Below are 15,158 nucleotides of genomic sequence, written 5' to 3' on the forward strand. Positions count from 1 at the left end.
AATCCCAATTTAAATCGGGATTTTTTTTATTTGTTACGATTGAGGAAAACTTTTCTTTTTCTCAAGCGGACTAACCACTTCTTTAACAATAACAGTTCCTTTTATTCTTAATGGCACCACACCATTTGGTTTATTAACTGCATTACTTTCAACGGTAATCGTTTTACTAATAGGACCTGGGTTCATATTGTATTGAACCGTAATTTTTTCTGATTGCCCAGGTAAAATAGGCTCTTTAGGCTTGCTAGGAACAGTACATCCACAACTCGATTTTACATTAGAAATAATCAAAGGAGCATCTCCAGTATTTGTAAATTCAAATACACGAATTCCATCATCAACACCTTTTACAACTTCACCATAATTAATGGTTTCTTCTTTAAATTCTATTTTTGCACCAGTTTGAGCATATGAACTAAAACTAATAACTAAAACAGTAATCAATCCAAGTAATTTTTTCATCATTTTTTTAATTAATAGGTTTCTGTAAATTTAATCACTTTCTCGCAAAGAACAAATATATAAATGCTTTTTTATTTTAGCTGATATCGTTACTTTTGCAAATAGTTAATTGCAAAAACAATACCAAACTTTAAATTTAATGCATTTGAAGCGAAAGGTTTGGCTTTTTTGGGATCCATTTTCCTGCTATTCGCGCTACAAGGTAGCAAGCTGCTATCAGGGCTATTTAGAAAACCATTTTCGTTTTTGTAAAACAAAATAATAAACAAATTAAATAAATTTAATAATGTCAATTCCAGCACAGTTTAATCCAAAAGAAGTAGAACAAAAATGGTACGATTACTGGATGAAAAATAACTATTTTCATTCAAAACCAGACAATAGAACTCCTTATACAATAGTAATTCCTCCACCAAACGTGACAGGAGTGCTGCATATGGGACACATGTTGAACAACACCATTCAAGATGTTCTAATTCGTAGAGCTAGACTTAAAGGATTCAACGCTTGTTGGGTTCCTGGAACAGATCACGCATCTATTGCAACCGAAGCAAAAGTAGTAGCAAAATTAAAATCGGAAGGAATAAACAAAGCCGATTTAACGCGCGAAGAATTTCTAAAACACGCATACGATTGGACTGACAAATACGGTGGAACAATTTTAGAGCAACTTAAGCAATTAGGATGTTCTTGTGATTGGGACAGAACGAAGTTCACTATGGACCCAGATATGTCTGCTTCTGTAATCAAATCTTTTGTGGATTTATACAACAAAGGCATGATTTACCGCGGTTACAGAATGGTAAATTGGGATCCAGAAGCGAAAACGACTTTATCTGATGAAGAAGTAATTCACGAAGAACGTCAAGGAAAATTATATTACATCAACTATAAAGTAGAAGGTTCAAACGATGTTTTAACCATTGCAACAACACGTCCGGAAACCATTTTTGGAGATACTGCCATTTGTATCAATCCTAATGACGAGCGTTTTTCACATTTAAAAGGTAAAAAAGCTATTGTTCCAATTTGTAATAGAGTGATTCCTATTATTGAAGACGAATACGTTGATATTGAATTTGGAACAGGTTGCTTAAAAGTAACTCCAGCTCACGATGTTAACGATAAAGAATTAGGGAACAAACACAATCTTGAAATCATCGATATTTTCAATGAAGATGCTTCGCTAAATAGTTTCGGATTACAATTTGAAGGTCAAGATCGTTTTGTAGCTCGTGAAAATGTTGCGGCAGCATTAGAAGAAACTGGAGTTTTAGTGAAAACTGAAATCCACATGAATAAAGTAGGAACTTCAGAAAGAACGAAAGCGGTTATCGAACCAAGATTATCGGATCAATGGTTCTTAAAAATGGAAGAATTGGTAAAACCTGCCATCAAAGCGGTTTTAGAAACAGAAGAAATTAAGTTATATCCAAGTAAATTCAATAATACATACCGTCATTGGTTAGAAAATATCAGAGATTGGAATATTTCGCGTCAACTTTGGTGGGGACAACAAATTCCAGCGTATTTCTATGGTGACGGTAAAGAAGATTTCGTAGTTGCAGAAAATATTGAAGAGGCTTTAATTTTAGCCAAAGAAAGAACAGGAAACGCTGCTTTAACCACTGCCAACTTAAAGCAGGATGCGGATGCATTAGACACTTGGTTCTCTTCATGGTTATGGCCAATGGCTGTTTTTGGTGGGATTTTAGATCCAGAAAATGAAGAATTCAACTACTATTATCCAACAAATGATTTAGTAACAGGTCCAGATATTTTATTTTTCTGGGTAGCTCGTATGATTATTGCAGGATACGAATACACCGATAAAAAACCATTTAATAATGTGTATTTAACAGGTTTAGTTCGTGATAAACAACGTCGTAAGATGTCAAAATCATTAGGGAATTCACCTGATCCATTAGAATTAATTGAAAAATTTGGAGCTGATGGCGTTCGAGTTGGATTACTTTTAAGTGCTTCAGCCGGAAACGACATTATGTTTGATGAGGAGTTATGTAACAACGGTAAAGCTTTCGCTAATAAAATTTGGAATGCCTTTAGATTAATTAAAGGTTGGGAAGTAGCAGATATTGCACAACCAGAGGCATCTAAAATCGCAATCGATTGGTACGAAGCCAAGTTGCAACAAACATTAGCGGAAATTGAAGATAACTTTGAAAAATACAGATTATCAGATGCTTTAATGAGTATTTATAAATTGGTTTGGGACGATTTCTGTTCTTGGTTCTTAGAAATTATTAAACCAGGTTACCAACAACCAATTGATAGAGCTACTTTTGATAAAGCCATCGAATTGTTAGAAGCTAATTTGAAATTATTACATCCATTCATGCCTTTCTTAACGGAAGAAATTTGGCAACATATTGCTGAAAGAACTCCAGAGCAAGCGTTGATTATTTCAGAATGGCCGACCATGAAAGATACAAATGCAAATTTAATTACTGAATTTGATTTTGCAGCTGAAGTTATTTCTGGAATTAGAACCATTCGTAAAGAGAAAAACATTTCGTTTAAAGATGTTATCGATTTAAAAGTAATCAATAATGAAAAAGTAGCGACTACTTTTGATGCAGTTATTCTTAAGTTAGGTAATGTTGAAAGTTTAGAATACGTTAATGAAGCAGTTGATGGAACTTTAACTTACAGAGTAAAATCGAATGAGTACTTTATTCCTATTGCTGGAAATATTGATGTAGCTGCAGAAATTGAAAAATTAGAAGCTGAATTGAAATACACACAAGGTTTCTTAAAATCGGTTCAAGGAAAATTAAATAATGAAAAATTTGTGGCTGGTGCACCAGAACAAGTTATTGCAAACGAAAGAAATAAAGAAGCTGATGCTTTAGCTAAGATTGCTACAATTGAACAAAGTTTGGCTAGTTTAAAATAAACGTACTGTCATTCTGAACTTGTTTCAGAATCTCAATAAAAAAAGGACAATCGATAAGATTGTCCTTTTTTATTTTATTTATTAAGCTTTTTATATTGTCGTAATAAGGTTTTAAGCTGTCGGTTTGAAGTTACATCAATGTCAATATCTGATAGTAAATGATTGAATTTAAAATTAGCTTGAAATTTATTTTTAGTCAATTCTTTCGCAAGTTTATCTAATTCACTTCTTAAAGCACGTTTTTCTTCTTCCATAATTCCAAAACTTACAAACTTATCTTTAAAATCTCTTCGAAAAGTGGTAGTGTTAAAAGGAATAGAATGAAGCATTCGCATTTGTTGCATCGATTTTAAATCTAAAGTTGCAATAATTTTATCGGCAATATTTTGAATTTCTTTGTGATGCAAGTTCGTTGTATCATTTGAAAGTAATACTTCTGGTTTTAGATGGTCTTTAGAAATTATTTTTTTGTTTTTGGTTTCCGTTTTTACTGAATTTTTAACTTTCATGTAACCACTACCAAAACATTTTTCACATTTCGGATTTAAACCTTCGCAAGAACAAACTTGATATGACATAATTAATTGTTTTCTAAAGTTTTCCGAATCTTCTTCAACTAGATTCGTAATTTTGGGCGAAGATACAAAAAGCGATATTAGTACAATAAAGGTTTTTAAAATAAAAACGGACAACTAAAGTGTTGTCCGTTTTCTATTTATTAATGTCCGCGCATTTTCTCAAAAGTATTATCAAGTGAGCGTTTTACTTTAACAATTGCTTCATTAAACGCTTTTTCTGATTTATCAGCATGAGTTGTAACAGCAATAGGGCTTTTTCCTTCAACTCTAACCTCAATAAGGCAACGTTTGTCGTTTTTACCAAATTTATCTCCATTTTCATCTCCAAAATGTACTTCAACTCGTGTTACTTTATTATCAAAGCGAGCAAATTCTTTTTTTACTTCTTCAGAGAAAAATTCATTCATTCTACTGTAACCTTCAATATGTTTATCGGTGTTAATTTGTACAATCATATAGTTTAAATATTAGATTAATAATTAATTGAATTTACGAATTTTCATTCAAAACAACAAATTTTTCATTGAGATTAACTTTATTTTATAATACTTTATTTACTTTCCATTTCATATTCTAAAATATCTCCAGGCTGACATTCTAATGCTTTGCATATCGCTTCTAGTGTGCTGAATCGAATTGCTTTAGCTTTTCCAGTTTTTAATATAGAAAGATTTGACAATGTTAATTCTACCTTTTCTGAAAGTTCATTTAACGACATTTTTCGTTTTGCCATCATTACATCTAAGTTTACAATAATTGCCATAACTTATATAGTTAGTTCGTTTTCGTTTTGAATTTCAATACCTTTCTTAAAAATTTGAGCAATTATATAAATTACTGCTGCCATTAAAATAAATGCTTCACTGTCTGCCCAAAACTGATTTAAGTTATTTGTAACAAAACCATAATGTATTAAGTTTTTTGCAGATTGTTGTCCGATGTGACTTATAAGTCCAATTGAAAATGTATAATAACTAATTTGTAAAATTTGTTTTGAAGCAAAATTGTTGAACGGTTTTGATAAATCAATTTTGGTAACCAGATTAGCAACTACATAAAATAAGACTGCTTTTAAAATTGAAATAAAGAGAATAAAACTATACATACTATAAAAAATCCATTTGTTGCTTTCATACATTTCACTCAAATCTAATTTTTGATATAGATTTTGGACAAAATCTGGTTTGTAAATGCTGAAAAAGAAATTAACCACTAAGCCTCCTGCTTCAATACACAGACCAACAAATATGATCCAAGCTACAATTGTTAAGGCTTTAAATACGAAGTTGTTTGTTTTTGTCATAATCGATTATGATTTAAAATAAAGGTCAAAAATAATAAATATTTATTGATAAACAATAAAAATTAATTATTTATTAAAAAAAAATCCTGATGATGAATCAGGATTTTTAATGTTTACTAATGATCTATTTTCTAAATACTTTCTACAAAATCTAAAAAGACTTTTTTGTGTAATTCTAAATCCATATTGGCAGAAAGTGCCACACGAGCAATATAATCTTTGTCGCCTTCTTTTGTAGTTCCTTGTGTAGAAGTTGCAGGAATAGTCCAATAACACCCTTTTAATTGTCCGTAACTAACACAATATTTACTTTCATTAGGAATTTCAGTAATCATTAAGTTAATCAACTTAAGATTCAACGCTCTTTTATACGTTTCTCTTTCTTCATCGGTAGCTCCTTTTGTTGGAAGATCTAATGAAAATACAGATGGTGTAAATCCTTGTGCCGCTAATTCTTCAGATACGAAATTGATTTTAGCCGTTGGTAATTTTTCATGAATGAAATTTACAAACTCGCGCGTGTTTTTATACGCATCGTTAATTCGTTGATTCATTGAAGGCAATTGTTCTGCTAAAATTTCATACTGTAGCGGAGTAGCTTCATTATCACAAAGTAATAAATGCTTTTCTATTTTTTCAATTAAGGCTTCGGCTTTTTTATTTCCTACACAGTAACCAGAAGTACATTTTCCGCCACTAGGAAACTTAGAACCACTTGCAAACGAAATGGTTTTAACGCTTGAAAGCATATCATCTTCTCCTAAAAAGTGTACATTAGGGCAAAACGTTTGATCTAAAATAAAAACAGGTTCAATGGCAGTTGCTCCATTTGCAGTAGTACGCTTAGCGCTTAAAACTTCTTTTAAATGCAAAAGATTTGGAACTTCAACTCTTGGATTGGTTGGAATTTCAGCAATAATATATGGAACAGCATCTTCATTAGCTATTTTAGCTAAAACAGTATCAATGCTTTGCACCATATCGTTTCCGCCATCGACATGTAAATCGACAATTTCAACATTATTAATGCTGGCAGCAACTCGTCTTGCTTGATCGTTTGTTCCGCCATAGCAATTAGGTGGCACAATAATTTTAATAGCTTTTCCTTTGTGTTTTTCTAAAGCATCATCGACTAATCCCATTAAAATGGCATACTGAATAGACAAACCACTTGAAGCAACTAATGCTTTTGTACTCGCTTTTGTGATTTCTTTTATTGATTGAAGCACTTTTGACTTATCTGCAGCAACATTACTGCTTGTATTTTCAAAATGAGATTGGCCAATAATCATTTTTAACGCAGTAAAACAATTGGCTGGTGTCATTGCAATGGTTTCTCTTCTTCTTACATGCTGAATTTCAGAAATGTAACTTTCGTTTTGTTTGCCATTAACCAATAAAACACTTCCAAGATTTTCGTATAAATTAATATAAAAATCAATTTTTTCGTTTAACTGTAAAGGTTCTATTTTTTTTGGATTAGAAATAAAAACGGTACTTCCGTTAAAAGTAGCAACTTCATCAGCATTTTGAACTTGTTTTACTTCAAAAGTATAACCATATACTTGCTTTAAAATATTTGCATCAAAACAAGAAGGTAGATTATCGGTGTAAAGAATTTGGGTGTTTTTATTTGCTAAAGCATTTTTTCTTAGAATAGCCAAAATAGGCATGGTTTGAGAAGAAAAACTAATTACATTTTCAGCATTTAGTTGATGCGATTTTGCAATTGCCCATTCTAAAACACACGATAAAGGATGACCTAAACGAATATAATCGTAAGCTGTAGGTAATTCATTTAAAGCAGTTGCTTGAGCATTATTGCTTGTAAACAAGTTTTCAAATTGCTCTAAAAACTGTGTTTTGGCTAATTTTTCTTCATAAATATCCAAACGATGCGTGGTAATGTTTAACCAGCCTGTTGGCATATTTTCTAATACATTTGTTATAAAATTGAGCATATTTTGGTCTTCCATGAGTATCGTTATTAGATAAGCCTGCAAGTTACGTTAAATGCTTAAGTTTTAAAAATGAGAAATGTTTAAATCTTTCTTAATTTTCTCTTCTGTAGGATGTAAAAATAGGAGGTAAGCAATTAGCAATATACCAAAAACGATAAATTCTTTTTTTAAGATTAACAAAACAAAAGCTGCACCTTCTAATATTGCCCAACGCATAATGCAAGCAGTTTGGTAAACAGGTAAATTCTCTTCTAGACTGGCTTTTGGATGTGCCTTTTTTAATTGTGATTTAAACAATACGTTACTTACTGAAAATGCCATAAATGGAATTAGTAAATATATAATGGAATCATTATCTATTTCGGGAAGTTTTAATGCTTCTAACGAGGTTATTTGCCCTAAAATAACATAAGCTAGTATAACACCACCACAAATGGCAAGGTGTATGATTTTAAGTGTTTTGATTTTTTCTTGCATGGTGCTTTTAACGGTTTCGGCTATGAGTAGTTGCGTGGGTTAGCACTTAACTTTGCAAGTACACACCAAACTGAAAATCCGTGAGGATTTTCAGAAGTAGGCGAGAACAAGCAATTACTTATAGTCATTGTTGGCAATAGTTTTTATTTAATTTCATAATGTTCATAAAACTTTTCTGTCACAACGTTAAATCTGTTTTTCAGAAAAGTAACATAGTTTTCAGAAGTAAAGTCTGTTTTTACAAACTCAAGATCATTTTCTTCTGTGAAAGAATAGCCCTCAATATTTTTCAATTCAATTTTAGCTTGTTCTTCTGTTTTTTCTTCCTTTTCAATTAATTTATCATAATGTTCATAATAAGTTTCGTCTCCTTTTTTTCTGTTTAAGTTACTGTCTAGTAAGCAAAGGTTTGGAAAAGCACTTATTGGTAGACCATTATCAGTTGCTAATGCTTTTAATCTACCTACAGGAACTAGATGTTCAATGTCAAACGATTTATCTGATAATTCTTCGTATGCAGAAAGTGTATGAGTGTACAAATATTTGTAAAAAAGAATAGAACTATCTTTTATATTAACTCTTGTTTTTTCTTTTTTAAGTAAGTCATTTTCTAGCCACTCCTCAAAAAGATTTTCCCATTGTTTTTTGCTAATTTCATTTTCATAACGATCAGAGGTTATTAAGTTATAAGCTCTTGTGTCTCCTGAACCTTTCCAAGATTCTTTTAAAATATCAAATAGGTAATGAAATTTAAGATTCTTTTTTAATTTGGTTTTTGAATCTTTCCAATTATCTTTTTCTTTTAAGTTTTCATCATAGCGTGAATGAAATGCTTTACCAATCATTGAAACTATTTGCATTTCTGTGTGTACAATTGAAATTCTTTTTGTAGTATTCATTTTCAATGCGATTTGTCCTTTTAAACAATCATTGACAAATTCAATTGAATTGAAAATGCATTTTTCAAAATCTTCAAGTTTGTATTCAGCAAGAAATTTTGGCAAAAGATTCATTTCGCTAAAAGGCTTGCCTAAACAGATATTTGTAATATTGAAACCAATAGAGTCCTCTTGTTCTGATTTGGAATTACCTGAAAAAAGGTAAACATATTTATCTGCTAATAACTTGCCTAAACCAAATAAGTATTCAAATTTAGAGAACTTTGTTGTATAGAATTTTTTAGAACCATCATAGTTTTCTACTTCATAACCTTCTTCTATTAGAAGTTCATATTTCTTTTTGATTTTATCAATAATCTCTGTATTTGAAATTGTAAATAATTCATAATGTTGCCAAGCAGCTGCATAAATTTGATATTTACTTAATTGTGTACCTCTTGAGTTAAGTCTTTCAAAAATTGTGGGTAGATTTTCTTCTGGACCACTATAAATCAATATAGGAATACTAAAGGATGAAATATTGGAATCGTCTTTAATTTTTTCCAAATAAGGCACAAGTTTTTGCGTCATTTCCTTTATTCCTGACAGATCTTTATTTAATTCTAAAGTTTCATTTAAATGATCAGATAAAGAGAATGAACTAAAGCCTTTTGATTCTTCAAAACCTTTTAAACTAGTAATCCATTTGACAATACACTCTGTTAAATCTTCAATTTCAACAGTATTGTCTATTAAATTTTTTAAGTCTTTAATTATAGAAGTTTCTATATTGGTATCATCAAAGAATAAATCACTTGTTGGTGCTTCTGAATATTGTTTTAAGGTTGTTGACCTTTGAAGTCCATCAATTAGCGTGTAGTAAGTGATGTCAGATTCAGTTTTTGTTTTATATAGAAGTAAGGCTCCTATAGGGAAACCATTTTTAATTGAATCTACAAATTCCTTTTTTTGATTTGGTCTCCATACTAAAGTTCTTTGAAACTTTGGAATTAAAATTTTATTCTTATTCGAATTATCGGTTATAGCATTAACTAAATTTTCGACACTCCAATTATCTGTTTTAGTATGATTTTTTATCATTTAGTTTGATGTTTCTTAAATGTTGCCCAACTAACTTATATGCGCTATACATAAACGCTTATAAGTATTTGTTTTCGTTTGTACAAATTTATAAATTCAAATATAAGAAAAACGCCATATTAAATGGCGCTATATTTTCTGTAATAAATGTTAAGTTTTCAACAACTAATGTATTACTAAATCGTATTTTTCTAACAAACCTTTTAAGCCCTCAGTAGAGAATTGTGCTTTTTTTAGTTTGTTTTGTTCTGGGTCAATGGTAAAATTGTAACTGGTAGAAAAGTCGGCTTTGTTGGCAATGGTTTTTATAAAAACGGTGCGGCGTAAATCGCAATTATCAAAAATGGCTTCGGTAAGGTCGCTTTCCATAAAATCGGCTGCCACTAAGCTACAGCCTATAAAACGCATTCTTTTTAGCTTTAGTTTGTAAAACTTAGCATAATCGAGTAAGCAATTGGTAAAGTTAAAATCGTAAATTACTTGGTCGGTCATGGCAAAGTTAACATTGGTAAAGTCACATTTGTTAAACTCAACACCACGCAAGGAAACGTAATTAATTTTGGTATCGTTAAAATTACATTCTACAAAAACACAATCAAAAAAATACACACTTTGAAAGGTACAGGCTCTAAAATCGCAGTTGGTAAACGTGCAGTTTTCAAACTCTTTGTACTTTATATCTTCTTCGGTGAAAAGATTTCCGTTGTATTGTTCGTCTTGTATGTAATCTGATGCCATTACTGTTTTTTGACTTAACACAAATTTGCACGAATTACCACGAAATGATTAGTGAAAATTAGTGCTAATTAGTGTTATTAAATTATTTTTTCTTTTTCTTAAACTTTGCAGCACGTTTTGCTTCTACAGCACGGTTACGAGGAGCCGTTTTTTTGGTTTTCGTTTTAGAAGGTCCGCCAAGGTTTACTTTTTTGTTTTTGTCTTTCTTTTCATGGAAAGCAGCACCACGTTCATCAACAGCTGGTTTTTTAGAAGTTCCTTTTAGCTTGCGTTTGTCTTTTTCAAACTCCAATTTCTTTTCTTCAATAATAATATCTTCAGGAAATTCAACAACATCAATTTCTTGATTCATTAATTCTTCAACAGCCAATAATTTATCTTCTTCGTAAGGCGCAACAAAACTTATGGCAACACCTTCTTTATCGGCACGACCGGTACGACCAATTCTATGAATATATTGTTCTGGTACTTCCGAAAATTGTAAGTTGAAAACGTGAGTAATATCAGAAATATCCAAACCACGCGCCATAACATCGGTAGTTATTAAACCACGCAATTCGCCGCTTTGAAAACTCGCCATCGATTGCAAACGATAGTTTTGTGTTTTATTAGAGTGAATTACTCCAAATTGATCAGGAAAATCTTTATTAATCAATTCGTGGGCAACATCTACTAACTTTTTGTTGTTTACGAATATTAAAACACGTTCGGTAGTTTCATCTGTTGCCAATAAATGCTTAATTACATTTACTTTCGTAAGGAAATTAGGAACATGATATAGTTTTTGAGTAATTTGTTCTAATGGTGTTCCGCTTGGAGCCAAAGAAACTTCTTCTGGAAATTCAAAAAATTCATCTAAAATAGCATCTACGTCTTCGGTCATGGTTGCCGAAAATAAAATGTTTTGTCTTTTAGTTTTCATCATCGACAAGATAGAAGTTAATTGCACTCGGAATCCTAAGTTCAAAATTTCGTCAAACTCATCAATGATTAATTTTTGAAGAACATCAAAACGCAAAACGCCATCTAAGGCTAAATCCATAACTCTACCAGGAGTTCCTACTAAAACATCAACGCCTTCGGCTAAGTTTTTACGTTGGGTATTAATGTTAACACCTCCGTAAATTCCTAATGAACGAACCGACATGAATTCGGTCAACTTTTCAATTTCTTCTACAACTTGTACTACTAATTCACGTGTTGGAACTAGAATTACAACCCTAGGAGTGTCTGTTTTTTGAAACTTCCATTGCTTTAAAATGGGTAACAAATAAGCAAAAGTTTTCCCTGTTCCTGTTTGAGCAATTCCCATCATATCTCTTCCTGATAAAATTACCGAGAATGATTTTGCTTGAATAGGAGTAGGAGCAACAAAGCCTAATTGATCTAAAGCTTTTTGTAATGATTTTGGTAAATCAAAATCCTGAAATGTTTTCATGTATAATGCGTTTGCCGCAAAGGTAGTATTTTAAAATCAGAAGTTAGAATTTAGAATTTAGAAAGTTGTTTATACACCTGACAAGTTTCCAAAACCTGTCAGGTCTAAGTATTTCTTGTATTTACCAAAGCCTAAATAGTCATGGAAAACAATTGCGTTTGTGGTGCTTTTCGTTTTAAACGCAGGTCAAATGCCATGCAAATATTACGAACAAACGGTTTTCCTTCTTCTAAAACAATTAATTGATTTTTGTTAAACTGTAACAAACCGTCTTTTTCCATTTCTTTTAAAGACTCTACAACAGCTTCTAATTCTGGAAATTGGTCACTTTCATTATGCCAAGAAGTTTGAAATTGACACATAATGTTTAAAATATGTCTGCGAATGATTAAATCTTCATTATTTAAAATATGTCCGCGATATACTGGGATTTCATCTTTATCTAAACGCGCATAGTAATCTTCTAAAACCTTTTCGTTTTGAGCAAATGCTGTCCAACTATCACTAATTGACGAAACGCCTAATCCAATCATTAATTTGGTATTAGTAGTTGTATAACCCATGAAATTACGATGTAGTTTTCCTTCTTTAAAAGAAGTAAACATAGAATCGTTTTCTAATGCAAAGTGATCCATTCCTATTTCGTGAAAACCATGTTTTGCTAGTTGAATTTTACCTTGCTCATACAATTGGCGTTTTGCATCATCTTTAGGAACATCTTCGTCATTAAAACCTCGTTGACCGTTTCCTTTTATCCAAGGCACGTGAGCGTAGCTGTAAAATGCTAATCTATCTGGATGAAGAGAATTGGTTTTATCAATTGTATCTAAAACATCTTCAAGTGTTTGAAAAGGTAAACCAAAAACCAAATCGTGACTGATAGAAGTGTAGCCAATTTCTTTTGCCCAAAGTGTTACCTTTGCCACATTATGAAATGGTTGAATTCTATGAATGGCTTTTTGTACTTTTTCAGAATAATCTTGCACACCAAAACTCACTCGACGAAAGCCTAAATTGTACAAAGTTTGTAAATGTTCGCGTGAAGTATTGTTGGGGTGGCCTTCAAAGCTAAATTCATGGTCTTTTGCAATGATACTTTCTTTAGTAATTCCATAGATTAAAGTTTTTAAATTTTCAGGAGAAAAGAAGGTTGGAGTTCCTCCGCCTAAATGAATTTCTTTAATTAGAGGTTTTTCATCAAACAAATCGCAATATAATTCCCATTCTTTTAGTACTGCTTTAATATAGGGGTTTTCTACTTCATGACGTTTTGTAATTCGCTTATGACAGCCACAAAAAGTACATAAACTTTCGCAAAAAGGTAAGTGAATATAAAGACTAATTCCGTCAGTAGAATTAGATTGATTAAATGTTTCTATTAAGGATTTTTTCCAATTAGAATACGAAAATGTATTTTCCTCCCAATAAGGCACCGTAGGATAACTGGTGTATCTTGGTCCTGGAACATTATATTTTTGTACTAATGAAGATTGCATGCTTTGAGAATTTAAATCAAAAGTAATTTAGTACAAAACAATAAAAAATGATAATTGTCATATTGTCATAAATGTAACATATATTACATATTTGGATTAATTGTTGTTGTAAATTTGTTTAAAATTTAAAATTATGAATGCAAAATTTAATGAAATAATAAGTCAGGAACAATTAACATTAGTAGATTTTTATGCTGATTGGTGCGGACCTTGTAAAACTTTAGCTCCAATTTTACAAGAAGTAAAAGCGGTTTTAAAAGATGATGTAAAAATTATTAAAATTAATGTAGATCAACATCAAGATTTAGCTTCTGAGTTTATGGTAAGAGGTGTTCCTACAATGCTTTTGTTTAAAAACGGACAAATGTTATGGAGACAATCTGGAGTTTTAGGTAGAAATGATTTGGTTAAAATAATTCGTGAACATTTAAATTAATTTTTTTGTATATTAGTTTCCAAAATAAATAATAATCTTATTACCTATGAAATTTAAAATTGCCTTTTTAGCATTAGTAGTATTTTCTTTAGTCTCTTGTTTAAAAACTAAAACAGATGGAGTTGAGCTTTTAAATTCAGATAAATTTGAACAAAAATTAGACGTTGAAAACGTACAATTGGTTGATGTAAGAACACCAGAAGAGTTTGCTGAAGGACATTTGCCAAATGCAATAAATGTTAATGTTATGGACGATAATTTTGATGCTGAAATGGCAAAACTTGATAAAGAAAAACCTGTTATGGTGTATTGCAAATCAGGTGGAAGAAGTGCAAAAGCTGCTTCTAAATTAAAAGTTCAGGGTTTTAAAAATATTTCAGACTTAGACGGTGGTATTACAAGCTGGAAACAAGCAGATAAACCAATTGAAAACTAATTAAAACAAAATAATTATGAAAAAAAATGTTGGTAATGGAGATCGCTTTTTGCGAATTATCCTTGGAATTATAGGTGTTATTTTAGCGCTTTCAGGTTCTTTTGATGGAAATTTAAAATGGGGATTATTAGCAGTTGGTTTAGTATTAATTCTTACTTCTTCTATACAGTTTTGTCCTTTATACACGGTTTTTGGAATAAATACATGTAAAGTAAAAGCTAAGAAAAAATAATTTTTTCCTTAAAAGTTTTTTATATAAAAAAATAATATTTTATTTACATAATATTTAATCTAAATCAAATTATAATGAAAAAAATTGCAATTTTAGCAGTGTTATTGGTTTCTTCAATTGGAATGGCACAGAAAGTAAAAGTTAAAAGTGGAGATTATAAATTTTTAGCTGGTCAAAAAGAAGTTAATGTAGAGTTTTCTTATGAAAACTTAAAACTAATGAAAGAAGAATTAACTGAAGATCAATATGTTGCAGAAAGAACTGCTGATTTAAATGAAAAAGCAAAAGGGAACGGTGATACTTGGGCAAAAAAATGGGAAGCAAGTAAAGAATTAGCTTGGCAACCAAAATTTACTGAATTAGTAAATATTGTTTTGACTAAAAAGAAGAAAGATCTTACTTTTCAAGAAGGTTTAAAAAGTGCTAAATATACTTTAATTGTTGATGTTGTTTGGATGTACCCAGGTTATAACGTTGTTATGGCTAAAAAAGGAGCTAAAGTAACTACAGTTTTACGTTTTGTTGAAACTGCAAACAGAAGTAATGTTTTATTAGAATTAACTAGTGAAAACGCACCTGGAGATGTTTTTGGCGGATCATTTAGTAATGAAGATAGAATTAGAGAAGGTTTTGCTAAAACAGGAAAAACATTAGCAGCATTAATTTTGAAAAATGTAAAATAATTTTTTTTAAATAATTTTAAAA

16 protein-coding genes are annotated in these 15,158 nt (G+C 30.9%); 5 read left to right on the forward strand and 11 right to left on the reverse strand.

Annotated elements, in window-relative coordinates; all coding sequences use genetic code 11:
• Positions 1-33: 33 nt before the first annotated feature.
• Complete coding sequence (locus tag OLM55_RS07415) at positions 34-462, reverse strand: DUF1573 domain-containing protein (protein ID WP_264560609.1); 429 nt, start codon at positions 460-462, stop codon at positions 34-36.
• Positions 463-748: 286 nt separating this feature from the next.
• On the opposite strand from OLM55_RS07415, the gene OLM55_RS07420 reads away from it, so the two are divergent.
• Complete coding sequence (locus tag OLM55_RS07420; protein ID WP_264558282.1) at positions 749-3,379, forward strand: valine--tRNA ligase; 2,631 nt, start codon at positions 749-751, stop codon at positions 3,377-3,379.
• Between the two features lie 74 nt (positions 3,380-3,453).
• On the opposite strand, the gene OLM55_RS07425 is transcribed toward OLM55_RS07420, so the two are convergent.
• From OLM55_RS07425 to hemN, 10 genes are all read right to left on the reverse strand, one after another.
• Positions 3,454-3,957: a hypothetical protein gene (locus OLM55_RS07425; protein ID WP_264558283.1), complete on the reverse strand. Its 504-nt coding sequence runs from the start codon at positions 3,955-3,957 to the stop codon at positions 3,454-3,456.
• Between the two features lie 140 nt (positions 3,958-4,097).
• Entirely contained in the window at positions 4,098-4,412 is a 315-nt protein-coding gene (locus OLM55_RS07430; RefSeq protein WP_264558284.1) for an HPF/RaiA family ribosome-associated protein, read from the reverse strand.
• Positions 4,413-4,507: 95 nt separating this feature from the next.
• Positions 4,508-4,720: a helix-turn-helix domain-containing protein gene (locus tag OLM55_RS07435; RefSeq protein WP_264558285.1), complete on the reverse strand. Its 213-nt coding sequence runs from the start codon at positions 4,718-4,720 to the stop codon at positions 4,508-4,510.
• A gap of 3 nt (positions 4,721-4,723) precedes the next feature.
• The gene (locus OLM55_RS07440) at positions 4,724-5,260 is read right to left on the reverse strand and encodes a DUF2975 domain-containing protein (protein WP_264558286.1); all 537 of its coding nucleotides are present in this window, start codon (positions 5,258-5,260) and stop codon (positions 4,724-4,726) included.
• 131 nt (positions 5,261-5,391) lie between these two features.
• Positions 5,392-7,236 carry a PLP-dependent transferase gene (locus tag OLM55_RS07445; protein ID WP_264558287.1) on the reverse strand — a complete coding sequence of 615 codons (1,845 nt, stop codon included), beginning with the start codon at positions 7,234-7,236 and terminating at the stop codon, positions 5,392-5,394.
• A gap of 48 nt (positions 7,237-7,284) precedes the next feature.
• The gene (locus tag OLM55_RS07450; protein ID WP_264558288.1) at positions 7,285-7,698 is read right to left on the reverse strand and encodes an MFS transporter; all 414 of its coding nucleotides are present in this window, start codon (positions 7,696-7,698) and stop codon (positions 7,285-7,287) included.
• 143 nt (positions 7,699-7,841) lie between these two features.
• Complete coding sequence (locus OLM55_RS07455) at positions 7,842-9,677, reverse strand: DUF262 domain-containing protein (protein ID WP_264558289.1); 1,836 nt, start codon at positions 9,675-9,677, stop codon at positions 7,842-7,844.
• 165 nt (positions 9,678-9,842) lie between these two features.
• Complete coding sequence (locus OLM55_RS07460; RefSeq protein WP_264558290.1) at positions 9,843-10,415, reverse strand: pentapeptide repeat-containing protein; 573 nt, start codon at positions 10,413-10,415, stop codon at positions 9,843-9,845.
• A gap of 82 nt (positions 10,416-10,497) precedes the next feature.
• Positions 10,498-11,853 (reverse strand): DEAD/DEAH box helicase, encoded by a 1,356-nt coding sequence (locus OLM55_RS07465; protein ID WP_264558291.1) that lies wholly within the window; start codon positions 11,851-11,853, stop codon positions 10,498-10,500.
• Positions 11,854-11,984: 131 nt separating this feature from the next.
• Positions 11,985-13,349, reverse strand: coding sequence for an oxygen-independent coproporphyrinogen III oxidase (hemN, locus tag OLM55_RS07470; RefSeq protein WP_264558292.1), 1,365 nt, complete (start codon positions 13,347-13,349; stop codon positions 11,985-11,987).
• Positions 13,350-13,482: 133 nt separating this feature from the next.
• Between hemN and trxA the strand changes: the two genes are divergently transcribed.
• The 4 genes from trxA (at position 13,483) to OLM55_RS07490 (ending at position 15,136) form a co-directional block, all read left to right on the forward strand.
• Complete coding sequence (gene trxA, locus OLM55_RS07475) at positions 13,483-13,785, forward strand: thioredoxin (protein ID WP_264558293.1); 303 nt, start codon at positions 13,483-13,485, stop codon at positions 13,783-13,785.
• Between the two features lie 46 nt (positions 13,786-13,831).
• The gene (locus OLM55_RS07480) at positions 13,832-14,221 is read left to right on the forward strand and encodes a rhodanese-like domain-containing protein (RefSeq protein WP_264558294.1); all 390 of its coding nucleotides are present in this window, start codon (positions 13,832-13,834) and stop codon (positions 14,219-14,221) included.
• 16 nt (positions 14,222-14,237) lie between these two features.
• The gene (locus OLM55_RS07485) at positions 14,238-14,453 is read left to right on the forward strand and encodes a DUF2892 domain-containing protein (RefSeq protein ID WP_264558295.1); all 216 of its coding nucleotides are present in this window, start codon (positions 14,238-14,240) and stop codon (positions 14,451-14,453) included.
• A 74-nt stretch (positions 14,454-14,527) separates the two neighbouring features.
• Positions 14,528-15,136, forward strand: coding sequence for a hypothetical protein (locus tag OLM55_RS07490; protein WP_264558296.1), 609 nt, complete (start codon positions 14,528-14,530; stop codon positions 15,134-15,136).
• The last annotated feature ends 22 nt before the right edge of the window (positions 15,137-15,158 follow it).

The sequence above is a fragment of the Flavobacterium sp. N2270 genome (genome assembly GCF_025947225.1).
In the GTDB taxonomy this organism is placed as follows: domain Bacteria; phylum Bacteroidota; class Bacteroidia; order Flavobacteriales; family Flavobacteriaceae; genus Flavobacterium.